Source organism: Roseibium sp. Sym1, assembly GCF_027359675.1.
GTDB lineage: Bacteria > Pseudomonadota > Alphaproteobacteria > Rhizobiales > Stappiaceae > Roseibium.
Genome location: NZ_CP114786.1, coordinates 4,299,886 through 4,319,458 on the forward strand (window position 1 = coordinate 4,299,886; position 19,573 = coordinate 4,319,458).

Here is a 19,573-nt window from a genome sequence, read left to right on the forward strand (position 1 = left end):
GTCCCGGATCGGGAACGGGTTCGGTGTCTGTGCTGGACTTCGCAAGAGGCGTGCCGGTCGGAAAAGCCTTTGCGTGTGGCTGGTGCGGACAGGAAAGACCGGCCGGGGAAGGGGCCCGGCCGGCCGGTCAATCGGTCTTCAGGGGCAAAGACCGATCAAAGGTCGCTCGGGTTCACGTTCTCCAGGTCACCCCACTTGGTGTCGGCGGTGGCGATGAAGCCCGGGATGTCCTTGACCCAACGTTCCTGGATCGAGGGCGCGAGGTTGAGGTACAGCTTGCCGTCGACGATCTTCCAGAGGTCGGGATCGCCGTCGACCTTGACGCCCATGGCGGTGCCGAAGGCGCAGAAACCGCCGTATTGCGGCAGGTACTTGTCCGGGTTCTGCTTGAAAAGGTCGCGGTTTTCTTCCGAAGCGAAGCGGTAGGTGGCACCATTGTGCACGGCGGTGATGGCAATGCTGCCGTCGTGCGGCTCGCCGTCCACGAAATAGGAAACGGGGTCGACACCGCGCAGGGCCAGACCGGTGATGGTGGTGTTGACATCAAAACCTCCGGCAAGGGCGTTCGAAACAAGGCCGGTGACAACAACAAGCGCGGCGAGGGAACCGCGGATCAGATTTGCAAACATATGGAAATTCTCCCAAGGGGTTGAAGCTCGCCGGGGGACCAGATTGAAACCTTTGCCTTTTTTCGGTACCATTTGGTTCCTAATTAGGTGCAAGCTGTCCGATCCGCCCGGTGTTTCGGATATATAGTTAGGAACCGATTGGTACAAAACACATGCACGTGACCTTGCGGTGAGGAAATCGTGAGCGACAGGAAAAGAGGTAGGCATGGCCAGACCGCGCGAGTTTGACCCGGACGTTGCGATGGACAAGGCCATAGCCCTGTTCTGGGACGTCGGCTACGAGGAAGCTTCGCTCTCCGAACTGCTGACCGCCATGGAGATCACCAAGGGCTCGTTCTACAAGGCGTTCCGGGACAAGCAGTCCGTCTACATCGCCGCGTTGGACCGGTACAATGACGAGGTGATCAGCGCGACGGTCGCCTTTCTGGGCGACCCTGCGCAGGGGAGTGGCCGGGAGCGAATCCTCGGACTGTTCAGCAGGGTTGCGGCGGTCGTGCATGCCGATGGTGACCGGCTGGGCTGCTTTCTGTGCAACGCGTTGATCGACAAGGCGGCCGGTGGCGGCGCGGCGGAGGAGCGGTTGCAGGCGATGACCCACCGCCTGGAAGGTGGTTTCCGCCGGGCGCTGCTGGACGACGGGTTTGAAGACAGCTTGGCAAGAGCAACCGCGAGAGGCGTGCTGTCGGTCTATTTCGGCTTGCGGGTGCTGGGCAGGGCCGGACTGTCGTCCGAGATGGCGGGCGATTGTATCGGCCAGGTGGAGCGGTTGCTGGAGCGGGATTGAGGCCTCTGAGAAACCGGTCCTGCAGGGCAGTTCCTGATCATTCTGCGTCATCCTGAGGAAGCGCGTAGCGCTGTCTCGAAGGATCGGCCACTTGTTCCGGAGTGTTTGGCCGATCCTTCGAGACGGACCTGGCGGTCCTCCTCAGGATGACGCTGTGGGTGGTGATAGGCACTTGGAAGGGGGCAGTGAAAAGCCGGTTACCCCAACCGCCGGGCAACCTCTTCCAGGATCCGGACGGCCGCCGTTTCGACCACGGCAAAGGCAGGTCGTTTATCGTTTGGGCTTTCCGGCAGGGCCGGTACATGGATGAAGATGCTCGGAATGCCGGAGCCGATCGAATCCCACAAAGTGGCATTGCAGAGATAGGTGCCGGCGTCCGCTGAGAGTTCCACGGGAGCGCCCGCGGCGCGGGCGGCTTCGCACAGTGCGCCTGCCGGGAGCGTCGACATCCGGGTTTCTTCCGCACCGGAGGCAAGCTGTGCAGCGGGCGCGGTCTCGCCGGCCGCGTCCGGCCGGACCTGTTCGGCCCTGTTGACCGCGCGGGTCTCGATGTTGAGCGTTGACCGGGTGCCGTCGACGCCAAAATGCACGATCGCGTCCGGACGGATGTCACGCCGCAACTTGCCGGTCACTTCGTGACGCCCCGCCCATGTGGTCGGCAACACGTGAAAGACAAAGCGCACGGTTGAGGTGACTTCCCCGAGCCGGCCTGGCAGGGACTGCATCAGGTGTTCGGTCGGGTTGACCGGCGCTCCGGGAAAGGGCCTGAAACCCGTGACCAGAACGGTTTTCCACCCTTCTGCGGTCATGTGTTCAACCCCATCAGCGTCGCCAGTTCGTCGACGGCAAGCGAGACGGCAGTCCGGCCGGCCCGCACCTCGTCCTCAAGCGCCTTCAGGCGTTCAGCCGTGCCGGTGTTTGTCTTCAGGGCTTCCATCATGCGCTGCTGCAGCATGTCCCACATCCAGGCGACCTGCTGCCGGCTGCGCTTGTCGCCCCATTCGCCGCTCTTCTCCATGCGGTCTCGATAGACCTCGATCTGTTCCCACAGGTGGTCGAGGCCCTCGTTGGCCAGCCCGGAGATCGTGATCACCGGGGGTGTCCAGTTGGGAGATTTCGGCGCGAGGATATGCAGGGCGGCGCGATAGTCGGAAGCCGCCGACCGGGCACGAAGGGCACCGTCGCCGTCGGCCTTGTTGACGGCGATCATGTCGGCGATTTCCAGAACGCCTTTCTTGATGCCCTGGAGTTCGTCGCCGGCGCCCGGCAGCATCAGGACCAGAAAGAAATCGACCATGTCGGCAACGGTCGTCTCCGACTGGCCGATGCCGACGGTTTCCACCAGGATCACGTCGAAGCCCGCTGCCTCGCACAGAAGCATTGTTTCCCGCGTCTTTGCCGCAACACCGCCGAGGGTGCCGGCAGACGGCGAGGGACGGATGAAGGCATTGGTGTCGACAGCCAGGCGGGCCATGCGGGTCTTGTCGCCCAGAATCGAGCCGCCGGTGCGGGTGGAGGACGGGTCGACCGCCAGAACGGCAACCTTGTGACCCGCAGCTGTCAGGTTGGAACCGAGCGTATCGATGGTGGTCGACTTGCCGACACCGGGTACGCCGGTGATGCCGACACGCAAGGCCTTGCCGGTGCGTGGCAGCAGCTCCTGGATCAGGTCACGGGCGAGGCGCCGGTGCTCGGCCTTTTTCGATTCGACCAGCGTGATCGCGCGTGCCAGTGCGGCGCGTTTTCCGGAGCGCAGATCTCCGGCGAGTTTTGCCGGGTCGAGGGAGGAAGCCTTGGCTGTCATGACCCATGGCTTTAACGCAGGAATCGGAAAAGGTCACTGCCGCCAAAGGGAGAACTGTCCTGGAGCACATCCGGTTGTGGGACAAATCAGCGCCGGGAAAGCCCAAAAGATTGAACGGGAGCGGAAAAAGCGTGTTAGATACGGCCACTTCGAAACAACTGACTTCCGGTGCCGCATGACGCCTTTGTCCTATCTCAAAGCTCCTTTCTGGGTTCTGGGCCTTGCCGGGACCGACAAGTCACCGCGCAAGAACCCTCTGCTTGGCAGCGAGAGGCTGAACAGCTGGGGCCTGCACAAGAAGCGGGTCAAGCTGGCCGCGGACCTCGCCGCGAGCCGTCGCGCCCGGCTGGCCGGACTTGTGGACCCGGAGCAGCGGGCGTTCTTTGACGAGAATGGCTATTTCCTGGTGAAGAACTTTCTGCCGGATGAGGTCTACCGGCAGCTGAAGGAAGAAGTGTTCTCCCAGCCGCTCGAGGCGCGCGAGATGCGCCAGGGCCAGGCGGTGACGCGCATGACCCTGCTGCCGCCGGATGTGCTGGGGCGCAACCAGGCGCTTGGACAGGCGGTGCGCGATCCGCGCGCGCTCGACATGATCCGCTACGCGGCCTCGCAAGGCGGTCAGCCGCTCAATTTCATCCAGACGGTGCTGGTGGAGCCCCAGAAGGTTCAGAAGAAGGATCCGCAGTCGGATGCCCATGCCGACACGTTCCACGCCACGTCGAAAGCCTGGCTGTTCCTGCAGGATGTCGGCGAGGAGGACGGCCCGTTCTTCTTCGTTCCCGGTTCACACAAGCTCACGAAGGAACGGCTGGAATGGGAATACGAGTGCTCGCTGACGGCGTCCAAGGACAAGCGCTCCCATCATGCCAACGGCTCCTTCCGTATCAGGGCGGATGAACTTGCCGCCCTCGGCCTGCCGCAGCCAAAGAAGATGGTGGTGCCTGAAAACACTCTGATTGTTGCCGACACCTTCGCCTTTCATGGACGCACGCCGTCGGACAAGCCGACCGTCCGCTCCGAGATCCACTGGCACATGCGCCGCAATCCGTTCCTGCCCTGGACGGGCGGCGACATCAAATCCCTGCCGTTCCTGAAGGACCGGGGCATGCCGCTGCTGATGGACCTGGCCGATGTAGCGGAAAAGACCGTGAAGATGCGCAATGTCTGGCGGCCGGTCGGTGAGGTCATGGTGCGCTCGGAGGCGCATGTTTGAAGCACATTGGTGACGGTCTGGGGTTTCGGGTTGCCAAATCCTCTCCCTCGTCCTGCCGAGCTGCCCCACCCAACTGCATCATCCTGAGGAGCCGCGACAGCGGCGTCTCGAAGGATTGGGCATGCGCTCGGAACAAATGGCCTGTCCTTTGAGACAGTGCTGACGCGCTTCCTCAGGATGACATCTATGGATTCTGGAAAGTTGCTTCAGAAAGAAAGAATTTGAGTATTGGAAGCTAAAGTCGCAAAAGAAGCTGAATTGCAAACATGTTAACGGTGTTCATTGAATAGGTAAGTTATAGATGGAATTTCAATTTTTAGGCGCATAGGGTTTAGCCGATGTGCGCCGTGGGTTGGTTTTTCGATGATTTTTGTCTTAGCCGCAGTTTTCGTTTCAATCGCTATTTTCATTTACGGAGCAGTCACCGGATACCAGAAAGCGCCCTATCTGAGCGGATCCCTGGGACGTAAGATGCTTGGCTTCTTGTCTGTGCCCTTTACAGTCTTGTCTGTGATTGGAATGTTGTTGCCTGTGGTAGCTAATATAGACAATTTGGGCTCCGGGCTGCTCTACATGTTCACTTTTGGACTGCTTTATATTGCGGTCCTTCTGATCCCGCCGCTCGGTTTTGTATACTTGGGACTTTATTTCCACGCGGGCTATTTGCTGGGGATCCGCATACGGCAGTCGGACTGACTGTGTTTCAAGAAAGCCTGCTGAGACGAGCGGAAACAGACGTTGAAGATGCGAACCGTCTGGCGGCCGGTCGGGAACGTGATGGTGCGCTCTGAGGCGCATGCTTGAGGAGAGGTGGCGGTCAGAGGGGTTAACCTTTGCTGATTAGACAGGCCCGTCCGAAAGGAGCTGCCACACCCAATACCGTCATCCTGAGGAGCCGCGTCAGCGGCGTCTCGAAGGATCTGCTGCAAGCTCCTGAGCAAGGAACGGATCCTTCGAGACGGACCTGACGGTCCTCCTCAGGATGACGTTGGAGTTTGTGGTGAAGGCTGTGCCTATCAAAGCATTTCGAGATTTGTTTGAAACAAGCTTTGCCGACTTTTGCGTTAGAGGCAGAGCTGAGAGGTAGCTAAAGTCGGTTCAGACTATTCTCGAAAAGCGATAGTCCGGCCTGTCCGAAAAACTCAGCTCTTCGGCGTCCACAGGATCCGCTGCAGTTGTGCGTCGAAGAGGTCGTTTTCCGCCGGCAGCTGGTCGAACGGGCCCTGGTAGCCGGGGATGGCGTAGACCAGTTCCACGTTCGGGTGGCCGTTGGAATGGCAGATCGCCATGCCGCGCCACAGGTTCTTGCCGACCCTGCAGTCGGCGCGCGAGGAACCGACCTCGGAAAAGGTCATGCCGATGCGTTCGCCGTTCGGGCCCTGCAGATGGTGGGTGACGCCGTGGACGGTCCGAACCTTGCCGTTCTGGCCCTTGAAGACCTGCAGCACCTGGAAGCCGTCGCTGTTGAAGGCGGCCAGCGCCCATTCGGTGTTGTTTTCGACAGCGGTCTGGATGCCTTCGGTGGTGAAGCCGGGCAGGGCGGCCTCGATCGCCTTCTGGCCATAGGAGGTGTCGCCGTTGATGCCGCCGATATGGTCCTCGGTGATCTGCACGAGCGTTTCGTTCGAGGTTCGCACGAGGCGGCCCGAGTTGCCGTCAAGCTCGCCCGTGGGCGTGCAGGCGGACCCGATAATCGCAATGGCACACGCATAACCGATGGCAGTTGGACGCATAATAATACTCGACAAGGAACAACGAGGCTCCACTCGTGCGAAGCCTTGAGGGATTTACCAAGTAACGCCCTGTTTGCAAAGGGAGCTCGCGCCCCTGTGGAAAGTTTCCGGCAGGTTCCGCAGGGGGTTCGAGGGGTCCGGCGGGAGGTCAGGTCTCCTCCCGCTTGATCCATTTCGGGGCCGATGGCGGCGAGTAGTTCTCGAATTGGCCGATCAGCTCCCGGGGGGCGCCGGCGATCTGGACCATCTGGCGCATCACGTCCCTGGTGAAACCTTCCTCGGTCTGGTGATCCAGAAACCGGATCAGATCGTCATAGTAGCCGTCGATGTTCAGGAAACCGCAGGGTTTCTGGTGATAGCCGAGCTGGCCCCAGGTCCAGACCTCGAAGATTTCCTCCAGCGTGCCGACACCGCCTGGCAGGGCGATGAAGGCGTCCGACAGGTCCGCCATCCTGGCCTTGCGCTCATGCATGGAGCCGACGAGGTGCAGCTCGGTCAGTCCCTCGTGGCCGATCTCCTTGTCCTCAAGAGCCCTCGGCAGAACGCCGATGACCTTGCCGCCGGCCTGAAGGGCCGCGTCGGCCACGGTGCCCATCAGGCCGACCTTCGCCCCGCCATAAACAAGCGTGTAGCCCTGTTCGGCAATCGTCCGGCCGGTTTCCTTCGCGGCCTCCGCATAGGTCTCGCGCGTTCCGAAGCTGGAACCGCAAAAGACGCAAATGGCTTTCATATGTGTCTCCCTCGCACAGACTGTGCGCACGGCCGGGGCCGTGCGCGTCTCACGGTCAGTCTTCAGCCAGTTCCTTCAGCACGCGTGCCCAGGAGCGGATGCCCTTGTGGAAACTGGTCAGGTTGTATTTCTCGTTCGGGGAATGGATCTGGTCATCGTCCAGACCGAAGCCGATCAGCAGCGAATCCATGCCCAGCATGCGCTTGAAATCGCCGACGATCGGAATGGACCCGCCCATGCCGATCAGGGCGGCGTCGGTTTCCCACTCGTCCTGGAGCGCCTTCTTGCCCTTTTCCAGGACCGGCATCGCGAAATCGAGCCGGAGGGCCGGGCTGCCGTCCTTGGCGATGAAGTCGACGCTGCAGTCGGCAGGTACTTTCGAGCGCACATAGTCCCGGAAAGCCTGCTGGATCTTGGCCGGATCCTGGTCGCCGACAAGGCGGAAAGTGAACTTGGCGTGGGCCTCGGCCGGGATGACCGTCTTGGACCCGGCGCCCTGGTAGCCACCCCACATGCCGTTCACTTCGACGGTCGGGCGTGTCCAGATATGCTCCAGCGGCATGCGGTCGGTTTCGCCGCGCGGGTATTTCAGGCCGACATCACCCAGGAACTCCTCGACGGAAAAGCCGAGCGTGTCCCACATGGCCTTGACGTCGTCCGGCATCTCGATAACGCCGTCATAAAAACCGGGCAGGGTGATCTTGCCGTTTTCGTCATGCAGTCCGGCAATGATGCTGGCGACGATATGGTTCGGGTTCTGGGCCGAGCCGCCATACATGCCCGAATGCAGGTCGCGGCTGGCGGCCTTGACGATGATCTCGTCACCGACCATGCCGCGCAGCATGACCGAAATCGCCGGGGTCTTTGCGTCCCACATGCCGGTGTCGCACACGAGGGCGAGATCGCAGGAGAGTTCGTCCTTGTTGGCTTCCAGGAACGGGTGCAGGGACGGGGAGCCGGATTCCTCCTCGCCCTCGAACAGGATCGAGACATCGACGGGCAGATCGCCGGTTTCCTCGATATAGGCCCTTGCCGCCTCGACGAAGGTCATCAGCTGGCCCTTGTCGTCGGCGGACCCGCGGCCAACGATGATCTTGCTGCCGTCTTCGCGGGTCTGGATGCCCGGTTCGAACGGGTCCTGATCCCACAGGTTCAGCGGATCGACCGGCTGAACGTCGTAGTGGCCATAGAACAGCACATGCGGGCCGGGCTTGCCGGACTTGCGATGCCCGACAACCATCGGATGGCCGGCCGTGTCGCGCACGGAGGCCTCGATGCCGATCCCGGTCAATTCCCTGGCCAGCCACTGCGCGGCTTCGCGGCAGGGGCCCTTGAATTCGGGATCGGTGGAAATGCTCTTGATCTTGAGAAGGTCGAACAGGCGCTGGAGGCTCTGGTCGAGATTGGCATCGATGCGTGCCAGGACCTTGTCGATGGAACTCATGACGGATCCTTGAAACTTGGAACGGAATGAATCGGGCCGGAAGACTCAGGCCCCTTGGAGAAGGCCCTAACAGGCCACAACGCGGCGGCCAGCGCAAATGGATATTGGCAACAGGTATCCGGCCGGCCGCATCCCTTCGGCTGATCAGGCCGCCTGCGTGTCCTTGTCGCCGGAAGAAGGCTCGTGAGCAAGGGGCCCGGAACCGGTAAGGCCGGTGTCCCGGGACAGGTAGACCGTTGACGAGGGAAAGGCGATTTCGGATCCCCCGGCTTTTATCAGGGCCCGCATTTCGAACAGCATGTCCTCCTGTATCTCCAGGAAGTCGGCATAGGCCGGAGCCAGCACATAGGCATAGGCCTCGACGGTGACGGCGTAATCGTCATAGCCGATCAGGCGGACGCGCATCGTTTCGGCAAGCACCTTGTCGTGGCTTTCCAGATAGGCGCGCAGCGCGGTCAGGATTTCCTTCAGTTCCGCAGCGCCGGTTTCATAGCGCAGTCCGAACCTGTGCCGGAAATGAAACTGGTCCCGCTGGCTGAAGTTGATGATTTTCCGCTTGGCGAGATCCGCGTTGGCAACGGTGATCAGGGTCCGGTCAAGCGCGCGGATACGGGTCGAGCGGATGCCGATGGATTCTACCGTGCCGGCAAGGTCGTCGAACTGGCAGAACTCGCCGACGCGCACCATGCGGTCGGCATAGAGAATGATGCCGCCGATCAGGTTCTCGATGGTCGGTTGCGCGGCAAGTGCGATGGCAAGGCCGCCGACACCCAGACCCGCAATCACCCCGTAAATCGGAATGCCGATCCGGGTGGCGCCGTATCCCAGAACAACAAGGGCCACACCGAGGGAAAAGACCCTGAACCCGGTCCGCAGAAGGCTCGCATCCAGTCCTTTCTTTTCCGGACCGGAACTGGCGGCAATCCAGACATACAGCAATTGCAGAACCTGATAGACGAGCCATGCCGTTGCGGACCAGACGATTGCCGTAGTCGTCGTGCCGATGGCCACGAGAGCCGTGCCGGTAATGTTGATCTGGTCTTCGCAAAGGTAACGGAACAGGTTGGCGGCGACGATCACGAGGACCGGATTTACGAGCGCCTGGCCGATCCGTGCGCCTTCATTGACCGAGACCGCGCGCCACCTGCGCCAGCGTACATAAATGCCCAGCAGGCCGGCGAAAGCCGCGAGCAATACCATGAGCGCCAGCCACTGCCAGTAGGCCTGGTCCGCCAAGTGGAAATGCAGCCAGGCCGGACCGGCCTCGATGACATCGTACCAGAGCGGCGCGACCAGGTTTCCCGGCGTGTAGATATAATATTCGAACAGGTCCTCGCCCCGGTCCGCCCTGAGCGGTAACGCGCGCACCACGGCATAGTCTTCGGGAATGCGTGCGACCGAATCCTTTGAAAACAGGTAGTGGCCCCTTGCTTCCCCGGTGTCCTGGCGCCGGATGCTGATGCTGGTTCCGGGCACTGTCCAGTGTTCCGGCAGATCGGACGCACCGTTCGCGTGCACGAAACTGCCGGCGGGCGCCCCGGGAATGTCGGCGAGCACCGGTGTCGGGATCCGGTCGAGGATTTCCTGCAGCTGAAGCGCGATTTCAATGCTGGCGTTGTCACGGGAGGTGACGGGTATCTCGCTCAGGTTGAAGGTCTGGGCGGCTTTGTCCAGAAGGGCCCGAACGAGGACCAGCTTTTGACGTTCTTCCGTGGTCAGGAACCAACGGTTGCTGTTGTCGTAGGATTGGCGAACGGCAAGCCACAGCGCATCCACCTCGTTCATGATGAAGACGAAGCTCTCCATGGTCGCGCGGGGGCTTGTCGTATCCGGCGGGGAGATCGGATTGTCCCGGAGATAATCGCGCGCGAGCGCGATCCGTTCGGGATCGAGCTCACCTTGACCTTCTTCGCCCACAGCGGATGAAGGGCGGGACTCCTGCGCGCTCAGCCGGGCCGATGCACCCGGGACAAGCAGCAGGACGGTCAGCCAGAGCAGGAGGACACGCGCCCAACCGGCACTGCCATGTGATGTCCGTGTCCCATTGCCCCGATTTTGCATTGCCATTCACCTGCGGTTGTCTGACCCGCAGCATTAACTTCAAGGGGTAACCATCCTGTTACTTCAGGGAATCTGTGGTGGTTGTGCGTTGGCTGTAAGCCGGGGCGCAGCCAATCCGCCGGTTGCGGTCACCACGATTTCGACGCGGGTTGCCCCAATCAGGTCTTCCAGCCGTGCGGCCAGGGCATCCCGAAACGCATCCACGTCCTTTGCGAGAACGGGACCTTCCGGGTCGAGATAGACAACGGCCCAATGCACGCGCCCGGCCTGCAGAACCGCCGAGCGCTGAACCTTGTAGCCTTTTTCACGGGCAAGATCCCTGGCGGCGCGTGCGACCTTGGCGTGGGTGGCACCCGGAGCGCTGACACCGGCAAGATCGGCAAGGGTCGTGCGGAAGGTGGACAGGGGCTGCCAGACGATTGCCAGGATCAGGACCAGCACGATGACCGCGTCGCCGATCGGGACATAGGGCCCCAGGAACGTGCCTTCCAGGAAGGGCAGGGAGAGAAGGGCGGCACCTGACCCCAGGCTGAGGGCGCCGTCGATCAGGGCCGCCTGGGCTTCCGTCTTCAGGATCGCGCTTTTCCTGCCGGTTCTGCGGTAGGCTATGTGGAAATTGATCGCGAGACCCAGGCAGATGGCGACGATCACCACAGCATAGACCGCGATCGGCCCGAAGATGAGTTCCGGCACCGTGCCGCCGGAAAAGAAGGTCCAGATCTTCATGCCCGAAACAACGGCGGCAAAAACGAGGACCCCGATCAGGATCAGGCTGCGAAAGGTGACGTAAAGCACCTCGTCGAAATCGTGTCCCCAGGGCCGCGCGCGCGTTGGCGGCAGGCCGACACGGGCACCGATCCTTGCGGCGGCGATGGCCGACAGGAAATTGACCGCCGAATAGAGCCCGTCCACCAGCATGGCGTCTGAGCGCGAGAGCCACGCGGTCAGAAGCCCGGCAAAGGCCATGAACAGGTTGGCCCATTTGCCGACGCCGAGGGCCTTTCGTTCGATGGCCATGTGATGTGCCCTGTCATCAGCCATGCCGGGACCTCAGTTGCCGCGTTTCAGCGACCCGAGCAGGCCACGGACGAGGGCCCTGCCCAACGAGGTTCCAAGGCTTCGCGCCGCTGACTTGAGACCTGCTTCCAGGACCGTGTCCCGCTGACTGCGGCGGTTGCTGCGCCGTTGCCGGCTTTCCTGGCGGGGCCGGTCGTCGCGACCGAAATCGGGCAGCTGGAAGCCCGAGCGGGAGCGCCGCGGCTCTCCGTGCTTCTTCGCGTAGCTGTCTTCCTTTTCCCGTCGCTTTTCTTCCTGGCGCTGGGTCTCCTCCGCGCGGCCGGTCAGAATTTCATATGCGGAGGTTCGGTCCTTGGTGCGGTCGTAGATTCCGAACACAGGGCTCGACTGGATCAGGGTTCTCCTTTCGGCCTGGGTCACCGGGCCGAGACGGGACGAGGGCGGCCGGATCAGCGTGCGCTGGACAACGGAAGGAATGCCCTTGCCCTCAAGGGTCGAAACCAGGGCTTCGCCGACGCCCAGCTCGGTGATGACACGTTCCGTATCAAGGTCGGGATTGGGACGGAATGTCTCGGCGGCCGCGCGCACGGCCTTCTGGTCGCGCGGCGTGAAGGCACGCAGCGCGTGCTGAATGCGGTTGCCGAGCTGGGCGAGCACGGTTTCCGGAACATCGAGCGGGTTCTGTGTGACGAAATAGACACCGACCCCCTTGGAACGGATCAGGCGGACCACCTGTTCCACCTTTTCAACCAGGGCCTTGGGGGCATCGGAGAACAGCAGATGCGCTTCGTCGAAAAAGAACACCAGGCGGGGTTTGTCCGGATCGCCGACCTCGGGAAGCTCCTCGAACAGTTCCGACAGGAGCCACAGCAGGAACACGCCGTAGAGACGGGGCGACGTCATCAGCTTGTCGGCTGCCAGGATATTGACGATGCCGCGCCCGTCCGGAGCCGTGCGGATGAAGTCACGGATATCGAGCGCGGGCTCGCCGAAGAAGTTCTCGCCGCCCTGGCGTTCCAGCACGAGGAGGCGGCGCTGGATGGCGCCGACGGATGCCTTGGAGACATTGCCGTAGATCGTCGAGAGTTCCGAAGCGCGTTCGGCGACATGGGCCAGCATTGCCCTGAGATCCTTCAGGTCCAGAAGCAGCAGGCCTTCGTCGTCGGCAAGTTCGAACAGGACGTTCAGAACCCCTTCCTGGGTGTCGTTGAGTTCCAGCAGGCGCGCCAGCAACAGGGGGCCGATTTCCGAAACGGTCGTGCGGATCGGGTGCCCCTGCTCGCCGAGCAGGTCCCAGAACACCGCCGGCACGGATTCGTATCGATAGCTTTTGCCGAGACCGACTTCCCTGGCGCGTTTTTCCAGAAAGTCCTTGGAGACGCCGTCGGCGGCAAGGCCCGACAGATCGCCCTTGATATCGGCGCAAAACACCGGCACGCCGGCTCTGGAAAACCCTTCCGCGAGGATCTGCAGCGAAACGGTCTTGCCGGTGCCGGTGGCGCCCGCAATCAGCCCGTGTCGGTTGGCGAGCTTGAGGGTCAGCGTTTCGTCCCTGGTGCTGGCGCCAATGAAGATACCGTCTTTTGCCGTCACGTTTTCCCCCGAATCCTGAATTCTTCGCGCAGACTAGAACCTTTCATGACGAGAGAGAACCATTCTGTTCGGTCAACGCGCCTCCGGCGGCGTGTCGGCGCGCGGATTGCCGGACAGACCCGGAATTGGCCATCGACGAATGCGCTCCAGGGCCTGTATAGAGGAGCCGGAGAAGGCGCCGGCAAGCCGGCTGCCGAAGTTCAATCGGGAGATTTTCATGGAAGACCTCATCAACCGGATCATGGCGGCTGCCGGGATCGATGAAGACACGGCCAAAGGCGCGATCGGTATCATTCTCGGCTTTCTGAACAAGGAAGGTCCGGACGACAAGATGCAGCTCATCTTCGATGCCCTGCCCGGGGCGCAGGAGCTGGTCGCCGCGCGCGAGTCGGCCGGTGGCGGCGGGGGTCTTCTTGGAGGGCTTGGCAGCATGATGGGCGGCGGCATGGGGGCCATGGCGGCCCTCAGCGAGCTCAATGGGATCGGCCTCGACATGGATGGCGTTCAAAGTGTTGCCAAGGAACTCATTTCCTATGCTAAGGAAAAAGCGGGGGATGACGTTGTGAATGAAGTGGTTTCACAAATTCCGGGGTTGAGCCAAATCGTCTGACCGCCCCACGGTTCGGCTGCGGAGTGATTTAGGGAGTTCTGTGCGGATGTCTTATTCCATCGACGAAATCGAGGGCATCGGTCCGACCTATGCTGCCAAGCTCGGCGAGCTCGGCATCAAGACGACCGAGGCCTATCTGGAACGTGCCAAGGATCCGAAGGGGCGCAAGGCGCTGGAAGAGGAAACCGGCATTGACGGAAAACGGATCCTGAAATGGGCCAACATGGCCGACCTGATGCGCATCAGCGGTGTCGGTGAGGAATATTCCGAGCTCCTGGAAGCGGCCGGCGTCGACACGGTGAAGGAACTCAAGCACCGCAACGCGGCCAACCTGGCAGAGAAGATGGCCGAAGTGAACGAGGACAAGAAACTCGTGCGTCAGGTGCCGAGCGAGAGCCAGGTGACCAAGTGGGTCGACCAGGCCAAGGAACTGCCGCCGATGATGACCTACTGAGGTCACTGCGGACGCAAGGTTCCAAAACAAGAAAAGGCGCGCCGGAAGCGCGCCTTTCATTAGCCCCTGAAACTCATCAGCCTTGCATGCGCCAGTATTAAACGCTGATCTGGCCGTAGCGAAGCGCTTCAACCACCGTGTGGGTCTTGTTCGAAGCGTTCAACTTAACACTGGCATTTTGCAAATGTGCGTGGACAGTCCGCTGGGAAATGTCGAGCACGTCGGCGATTTCGCCGGCAGTCTTGCCGTAGGCGGTCAGTTCCAGCACGCGGCGTTCGCGGGTGGACAGAGCGCCCGGGCGCTGACCGGAGATTACCCCGAGTTCGCGCAGGCGCGAGAAGGCGGCTGCCGACAGCACTTCCAGGTTGGAAAGGTCGTATTTGTTGACCTGCAGCGACGGTCCGCTTGCGAACACGAAGGCCTGGAAGGGATAGAGCTCCGTGACCGGAACCACCACGATCTGGCTGCCTTCGCCCGCGGAGGCCAGGAGGTCGGAATGTTCCATGTCGCCGGCGGAGATGGTCCAGACCCTGGCCCTGTTTGAGCCTAGGCCAAGCATGAGTGCGCTGTCATTTGCCGACAGCGACGTGCTTTCAATTCCGTCATTGCGTTGGTCGGGCCAGCGGAACCGTTGCACCAGATTGTCGATCGGACGGTTTGGCATCGGCAGGCCGGTTATGAGGATATGCGTCGCCCCCATGCGCCGCAGATTGGATTCCAGAATGTCGAGAACATGATGGGCGGCGTTTGCTTCCGAGATGGCTCTCAGTTTGCTTTTCAATTCCGTTTGATCAAGCATTGTGCACATCCTTTGCGGCTTGATATGCCGCTATTTGCGCCCGGGCCGACAAATGCCGGACCAGCCGCTGATGGGTGAAACGTTTCCGGCTGTTCCAGGTGAGGGGCAGGCCGGATCCGGGTGCCGCGCATTTGTTATACGGGTAGAATTTCCCATGCGTCAGCACACATACGCTACAATACAATTGATGATCATACCAATAGGGAAAACTGGCAAACTTAGCTTAATCCGCCAAAAAATTGGCAAAGAACCATCATATTGCGCCAAATAAGTAGTATCCCAGAAAGGTCAGCGTTCGCGGTTGTTCTGGAGCAGACATCCGGTTTGCTCGAAGTCGGATTTTTTCGTTTCCCGAATTAAGTAATGCCCAATTTGAGTCTTGCCGTGTGCGGCAACATCCCGTGAGAAAGACCTCCGCCGAAGCGGAAAGCTTACCCTTTCTGCTGAGTTGCCAATCTTTGCAGGCAGGGACTAAAACGGGGCCAGGGAGATGAAAACGATGCCCAACAGCTTTACCGGTCCTGAACAGTTTTATTCCGCGGACGAAGCGGCTTGGTGGAGTGCCGTCGACAAGGCGCTCAAGGGAGCGCCGCGCCAGAAACTTTTCGGCGAGACGGATGACGGCCAGGAGATCGCTCCTCTTTACTCGCGCCGCCTCGACACGCCGGCCCGCGCGCTGCGCGGCGCGCGGCAGGACTGGTCGATTGTGCAAAGGATCGACATTCCGGATGCGGGGGAGGCCAATGCGCAAATCCTCGAGGACCTGGAAGGTGGCGCGAGCGGACTTGAGCTGGTGTTTTCGGGTGCCGCGGCAGCCCATGGCAACGGCATCCATGTCGAGGATCCAGGCGGGCTTGAAAGGCTGCTTGACGGCGTCCAGCTGAACCTCATCGACCTGCGTTTCGAGGCGGGCAGCAAGACTATCGAAGTGCTGGCGCTGCTGCTGGCCTATCTGGAAAAACACCGGATCGATCCATCCTCCATACACCTGACGGCGGGGTTCGACCCCTATGGCTGGGCTGCCGCGAACGGGGTCGCGCCGAGAGACATGGAAAACGCCTTCCGGCAGTTCCGGGACGCCATCGTCTCCGCACACGCCTTCGGCAGTCCGGTGCGGATGATGAAGGCCGACGGGCGGATCTGGCACGAGGCGGGTGCGACGCCTGCGCAGGAGCTGGCGCTTGTGCTTGCCGGCGCCACGGAGCATCTCAGGATGCTCGAAGGCACCGGCCTGGCTCCGGAAACCTGGGCAGACCGCATTTCCCTCACCGTCATAGCCGATGCCGCCCAGATCGGCACCATCGCCAAGGCACGCGCGGTCCGGGCGCTCTGGTCCTCGGTCCTCGCCGGAGCGGGATTGCCGCAGACCGCAATGCCGCTGCATATGAGCACATCCTACAGGATGCTGACGCGCCGTGACCCCTGGGTCAATCTGCTACGCAACACCGTGGCCGCCTTTGCCGCCGGCATCGGCGGTGCCGACAGTATCTGTGTGCTGCCGCATACGCTTGCCGTCGGATTGCCGGACGCATTTGCCCGCCGTCTGGCACGCAACACCCAGTCCATTCTGCTGGAAGAAAGCAATCTGGCGAAGGTTACCGATCCCGCCGCCGGCTCCGGTGCCATCGAGGACCGGACCGGCAAGCTGTGCGAAACCGCCTGGTCGCTTTTCCAGGAGATCGAGGCGGCTGGGGGGCTGATGGACGCCGTGCGCACGGGCCTGGTGCAGGAACGGATCACCTCGGCCCGGGAGGCGCGCACCTCCGATATAGCCCGGCGCAAGCGTCCGATCACCGGTGTCAGTGAATTTCCGGATCTGTCGGAAAAGAAGGTTGCCGTGATGGCACAAAACAAGGCGTCCGGTCTTGCAGGTCCGTCGTCTCCCTCGCAGGACCTGCCCGAGCCGGGCAACGGCGAACGTTTCACGGCATTGCGCAGGCTGGCGCTTCAGGGCGGCCCGTTGCGGGATCTCGGCATGCGGCTGGAGCAGTTGCCGCGCGACACGTCGCAGCCGACGCTCGGCTCAGGCCGGCTGGCGGAACCGTTTGAGGCCCTGAGGGCAAGGGCGGATGCCCTTGAAACGAGCAAGGCGGTTGCGCCGCAGGTGTTCCTGGCGACACTTGGCGGTCTCGCGCAGTTCACGGCCCGCGCCACCTGGACCGCAAATGCCTTTGCGGCCGGCGGGGTGAAGCCCGTCGGTGTCGCTGTCTATGATACACTGCAGGACCTGGTCCAGGCATTCCGCGACAGCGGCGCGGTCCTGGCCTGTCTCGTGTCCTCCGACGAGGTCTACGAGGCCCAGGCGGTTGCCGCGGCCGAGGCGCTCAAGGCGGCAGGGGCAAACCTGGTGTATCTCGCCGGGCGCCCGGGCGCGCAGGAGGCCGCTTACGAGGCTGCCGGGATCGACAAGTACCTCTTCGCCGGATGCGATCTTCTGGCCCTGCTTGAGGGCGCGCATGACAGGCTAGAGGCGATTTACGGCGCCGAGCTTACCGATCTGGAGGTCCAACAATGAGCAGGATCCCGAACTACGCCGACAAACCGTTCCAGAACCGCGTACCGGAAGCCGGACGCGGCGACGCGAACGCCTGGGAGACGCCTGAGGGAATCGAAGTCCCGCCGGTCTATGGCGCCGCGGATCTCGAAGGGCTGAAACACCTTGACACCTGGCCGGGCCTGCCGCCCTTCCTGCGCGGACCCTATCCGACCATGTATGTCCAGCAGCCCTGGACCGTGCGCCAGTATGCGGGATTTTCAACGGCCGAAGACTCCAACGCCTTTTACCGGCGCAACCTGGCGGCCGGCCAGAAGGGCCTGTCCGTGGCCTTCGACCTGGCAACCCACCGGGGCTATGACAGCGACCATCCGCGGGTGGCCGGCGATGTCGGCATGGCGGGCGTGGCGATCGACAGCATCTATGACATGCGCACCCTGTTTTCCGGCATTCCGCTGGACAAGATGAGCGTCTCCATGACCATGAACGGCGCGGTGCTTCCCGTTCTGGCGCTCTACATCGTGGCCGCGGAAGAGCAGGGCGTTCAGCAGAAGGACCTGTCGGGCACCATTCAGAACGACATTCTGAAGGAGTTTATGGTCCGCAACACCTATATCTATCCGCCGCAGCCCTCCATGCGGATCATCTCGGACATCTTCAAGTTCACGTCCCAGAACATGCCGCGCTTCAACTCGATCTCGATTTCGGGCTATCACATGCAGGAAGCCGGAGCGACGGCGGATCTGGAACTGGCCTACACGATCGCGGACGGCATCGAATACGCCCGGGCAGGGGTTGCCGCCGGGATGGATATCGACCAGTTCGCGCCGCGGCTGTCCTTCTTCTGGGCCATCGGCATGAACTTCTTCATGGAAGTGGCCAAGCTGCGTGCCGCGCGCCTGATCTGGGCGACGCTGATGGAAGAAAATTTCCAGCCGAAAAACCCGAAGTCCCTGTCGCTGCGGACCCATTCGCAGACCTCCGGCTGGTCGCTGACCGCACAGGACGTCTTCAACAACGTCATCCGGACCTGTGTCGAAGCCATGGCCGCGACCCAGGGACATACCCAGTCGCTGCACACCAATGCGCTCGACGAGGCGCTGGCGCTGCCGACGGACTTCTCGGCCCGCATCGCCCGCAACACCCAATTGTTCCTGCAGCAGGAAAGCGGCACCACCAAGGTGATCGACCCCTGGGGCGGATCCTACTATGTCGAGAAACTGACCGCGGATCTTGCCGAAAAGGCGATGGCCCATATCCGCGAAGTGGAAGAGCTCGGCGGCATGGCCAAAGCCATCGAGAAGGGCATCCCGAAACTGCGTATCGAGGAAGCCGCCGCCAAGACCCAGGCGCGGATCGACAGTGGCGCCCAGACCGTGGTCGGCGTGAACAAGTACAAGCCCGAGAGCGAACAGGCGATCGACGTCCTCAAGGTGGACAACGCCCAGGTGCGCGCGGCGCAGATCGACAAGCTGAAGCGCCTGCGCGCGGAGCGTAACGAGGCGGACACTCAGGCGGCGCTGGAGGCCCTGACCCAATGCGCTTCGTCGGGCGAGGGCAACCTCCTCGACCTGTCCGTCAGGGCGGCCAGGGCGAAAGCCACGGTCGGCGAGATTTCTCTGGCAATGGAAAAGGTTTTCGACCGGCACAAGGCCGAGATCAAGTCGATTGCCGGCGTCTACAAACGGGAGGCCGGCGCGATGGCCGACACGATCGACAAGGTTCAGAAGCTGGTGGAGACCTTCGAGGACAACGATGGCCGCCGGCCGCGCATCCTCGTGGCCAAGATGGGCCAGGACGGGCACGACCGGGGCCAGAAGGTGATTGCCTCGGCCTTTGCCGACCTCGGCTTCGACGTCGATATCGGCCCGCTGTTCCAGACCCCCGAAGAGGCTGCCCGCCAGGCGGTGGAAAACGACGTTCACGTGGTCGGGGTGTCCTCGCTCGCGGCAGGTCACCTGACGCTGGTGCCGGCGCTCAGGAAGGCACTCGCGGATGAGGGCCGGGAAGACATCATGATCGTGGTCGGTGGCGTGGTGCCGCCTCAGGATTACGATGAACTCTACAAGTCCGGTGCGTCTGCAATCTTTCCGCCAGGCACAGTCATCGCCGAGGCGGCGATCGGTCTGATCGGCAAGCTCAACGAGCAACTGGGCTACGGTTCTGCGGAAGCGGCGGAATAGGGTTCTCGAAAACCCGGCCGTCTCA

The 19,573-nt window shown here is 62.0% G+C and carries 17 protein-coding genes; 6 read left to right on the top strand and 11 right to left on the bottom strand.

The genetic code is table 11. The features are described from left to right. Positions 1-155: 155 nt before the first annotated feature. Positions 156-629: a YHS domain-containing (seleno)protein gene (locus O6760_RS19530; protein ID WP_269581377.1), complete on the bottom strand. Its 474-nt coding sequence runs from the start codon at positions 627-629 to the stop codon at positions 156-158. A 205-nt stretch (positions 630-834) separates the two neighbouring features. Here O6760_RS19530 and O6760_RS19535 point away from each other — a divergent pair, with 205 nt between their 5' ends. Next, complete coding sequence (locus tag O6760_RS19535) at positions 835-1,413, top strand: TetR/AcrR family transcriptional regulator (RefSeq protein WP_269581378.1); 579 nt, start codon at positions 835-837, stop codon at positions 1,411-1,413. Between the two features lie 197 nt (positions 1,414-1,610). On the opposite strand, the gene O6760_RS19540 is transcribed toward O6760_RS19535, so the two are convergent. Continuing rightward, positions 1,611-2,222 (bottom strand): pyroglutamyl-peptidase I family protein, encoded by a 612-nt coding sequence (locus tag O6760_RS19540; protein ID WP_269581379.1) that lies wholly within the window; start codon positions 2,220-2,222, stop codon positions 1,611-1,613. Further along, positions 2,219-3,217, bottom strand: coding sequence for a methylmalonyl Co-A mutase-associated GTPase MeaB (meaB, locus tag O6760_RS19545; protein WP_269581380.1), 999 nt, complete (start codon positions 3,215-3,217; stop codon positions 2,219-2,221). Before meaB ends, O6760_RS19540 begins: the two co-directional genes overlap by 4 nt. 175 nt (positions 3,218-3,392) lie before the next feature. On the opposite strand from meaB, the gene O6760_RS19550 reads away from it, so the two are divergent. Beyond that, positions 3,393-4,430, top strand: coding sequence for a phytanoyl-CoA dioxygenase family protein (locus O6760_RS19550; RefSeq protein ID WP_269581381.1), 1,038 nt, complete (start codon positions 3,393-3,395; stop codon positions 4,428-4,430). 1,142 nt (positions 4,431-5,572) lie between these two features. On the opposite strand, the gene O6760_RS19555 is transcribed toward O6760_RS19550, so the two are convergent. From O6760_RS19555 to O6760_RS19585, 7 genes are all read right to left on the bottom strand, one after another. Continuing rightward, a complete protein-coding gene (locus O6760_RS19555; protein ID WP_269581382.1) occupies positions 5,573-6,178 on the bottom strand; it encodes a DUF1131 family protein in 606 nt (201 codons plus the stop codon). A 133-nt stretch (positions 6,179-6,311) separates the two neighbouring features. After that, positions 6,312-6,893, bottom strand: a complete 582-nt coding sequence (locus O6760_RS19560; protein WP_269581383.1) for a TIGR00730 family Rossman fold protein — start codon at positions 6,891-6,893, stop codon at positions 6,312-6,314. Positions 6,894-6,948: 55 nt separating this feature from the next. Next, the gene (locus tag O6760_RS19565; RefSeq protein WP_269581384.1) at positions 6,949-8,337 is read right to left on the bottom strand and encodes a dipeptidase; all 1,389 of its coding nucleotides are present in this window, start codon (positions 8,335-8,337) and stop codon (positions 6,949-6,951) included. Positions 8,338-8,481: 144 nt separating this feature from the next. Continuing rightward, positions 8,482-10,398, bottom strand: coding sequence for a mechanosensitive ion channel domain-containing protein (locus tag O6760_RS19570; RefSeq protein WP_269581385.1), 1,917 nt, complete (start codon positions 10,396-10,398; stop codon positions 8,482-8,484). Positions 10,399-10,461: 63 nt separating this feature from the next. After that, positions 10,462-11,439, bottom strand: coding sequence for a cation transporter (locus O6760_RS19575; protein ID WP_269581386.1), 978 nt, complete (start codon positions 11,437-11,439; stop codon positions 10,462-10,464). A 9-nt stretch (positions 11,440-11,448) separates the two neighbouring features. Beyond that, positions 11,449-13,008, bottom strand: a complete 1,560-nt coding sequence (locus tag O6760_RS19580) for a helicase HerA-like domain-containing protein (protein ID WP_269581387.1) — start codon at positions 13,006-13,008, stop codon at positions 11,449-11,451. A 72-nt stretch (positions 13,009-13,080) separates the two neighbouring features. After that, positions 13,081-13,227, bottom strand: coding sequence for a hypothetical protein (locus O6760_RS19585; protein WP_269581388.1), 147 nt, complete (start codon positions 13,225-13,227; stop codon positions 13,081-13,083). Here O6760_RS19585 and O6760_RS19590 point away from each other — a divergent pair. Both O6760_RS19590 and O6760_RS19595 read left to right on the top strand, forming a co-directional pair. Continuing rightward, the gene (locus O6760_RS19590) at positions 13,226-13,618 is read left to right on the top strand and encodes a DUF2780 domain-containing protein (protein ID WP_269581389.1); all 393 of its coding nucleotides are present in this window, start codon (positions 13,226-13,228) and stop codon (positions 13,616-13,618) included. The genes O6760_RS19585 and O6760_RS19590 overlap by 2 nt on opposite strands. A gap of 46 nt (positions 13,619-13,664) precedes the next feature. Next, the gene (locus tag O6760_RS19595; RefSeq protein WP_269581390.1) at positions 13,665-14,072 is read left to right on the top strand and encodes a DUF4332 domain-containing protein; all 408 of its coding nucleotides are present in this window, start codon (positions 13,665-13,667) and stop codon (positions 14,070-14,072) included. Between the two features lie 97 nt (positions 14,073-14,169). Here the strand turns inward: O6760_RS19595 and O6760_RS19600 are convergent, their stop codons facing one another. After that, positions 14,170-14,871, bottom strand: coding sequence for a helix-turn-helix domain-containing protein (locus O6760_RS19600; RefSeq protein WP_248154015.1), 702 nt, complete (start codon positions 14,869-14,871; stop codon positions 14,170-14,172). A 499-nt stretch (positions 14,872-15,370) separates the two neighbouring features. Here O6760_RS19600 and O6760_RS19605 point away from each other — a divergent pair, with 499 nt between their 5' ends. Together O6760_RS19605 and scpA are read left to right on the top strand one after the other, a co-directional pair. Then, positions 15,371-17,386, top strand: coding sequence for a methylmalonyl-CoA mutase family protein (locus O6760_RS19605; protein WP_269581391.1), 2,016 nt, complete (start codon positions 15,371-15,373; stop codon positions 17,384-17,386). After that, positions 17,383-19,548: a methylmalonyl-CoA mutase gene (gene scpA, locus O6760_RS19610; RefSeq protein ID WP_269581392.1), complete on the top strand. Its 2,166-nt coding sequence runs from the start codon at positions 17,383-17,385 to the stop codon at positions 19,546-19,548. Before O6760_RS19605 ends, scpA begins: the two co-directional genes overlap by 4 nt. The last annotated feature ends 25 nt before the right edge of the window (positions 19,549-19,573 follow it).

What these genes read in the sequence shown, in the direction of transcription:
- O6760_RS19530 (WP_269581377.1), bottom strand. Translation starts at nt 629, where the DNA reads ATGTTTGCAAATCTGATCCGCGGTTCCCTCGCCGCGCTTGTTGTTGTC.
- O6760_RS19535 (WP_269581378.1), top strand. Translation starts at nt 835, where the DNA reads ATGGCCAGACCGCGCGAGTTTGACCCGGACGTTGCGATGGACAAGGCC.
- O6760_RS19540 (WP_269581379.1), bottom strand. Translation starts at nt 2,222, where the DNA reads ATGACCGCAGAAGGGTGGAAAACCGTTCTGGTCACGGGTTTCAGGCCC.
- meaB (WP_269581380.1), bottom strand. Translation starts at nt 3,217, where the DNA reads ATGACAGCCAAGGCTTCCTCCCTCGACCCGGCAAAACTCGCCGGAGAT.
- O6760_RS19550 (WP_269581381.1), top strand. Translation starts at nt 3,393, where the DNA reads ATGACGCCTTTGTCCTATCTCAAAGCTCCTTTCTGGGTTCTGGGCCTT.
- O6760_RS19560 (WP_269581383.1), bottom strand. Translation starts at nt 6,893, where the DNA reads ATGAAAGCCATTTGCGTCTTTTGCGGTTCCAGCTTCGGAACGCGCGAG.
- O6760_RS19565 (WP_269581384.1), bottom strand. Translation starts at nt 8,337, where the DNA reads ATGAGTTCCATCGACAAGGTCCTGGCACGCATCGATGCCAATCTCGAC.
- O6760_RS19570 (WP_269581385.1), bottom strand. Translation starts at nt 10,398, where the DNA reads ATGCAAAATCGGGGCAATGGGACACGGACATCACATGGCAGTGCCGGT.
- O6760_RS19575 (WP_269581386.1), bottom strand. Translation starts at nt 11,439, where the DNA reads ATGGCTGATGACAGGGCACATCACATGGCCATCGAACGAAAGGCCCTC.
- O6760_RS19590 (WP_269581389.1), top strand. Translation starts at nt 13,226, where the DNA reads ATGGAAGACCTCATCAACCGGATCATGGCGGCTGCCGGGATCGATGAA.
- O6760_RS19585 (WP_269581388.1), bottom strand. Translation starts at nt 13,227, where the DNA reads ATGAAAATCTCCCGATTGAACTTCGGCAGCCGGCTTGCCGGCGCCTTC.
- O6760_RS19595 (WP_269581390.1), top strand. Translation starts at nt 13,665, where the DNA reads ATGTCTTATTCCATCGACGAAATCGAGGGCATCGGTCCGACCTATGCT.
- O6760_RS19600 (WP_248154015.1), bottom strand. Translation starts at nt 14,871, where the DNA reads ATGCTTGATCAAACGGAATTGAAAAGCAAACTGAGAGCCATCTCGGAA.
- O6760_RS19605 (WP_269581391.1), top strand. Translation starts at nt 15,371, where the DNA reads ATGCCCAACAGCTTTACCGGTCCTGAACAGTTTTATTCCGCGGACGAA.
- scpA (WP_269581392.1), top strand. Translation starts at nt 17,383, where the DNA reads ATGAGCAGGATCCCGAACTACGCCGACAAACCGTTCCAGAACCGCGTA.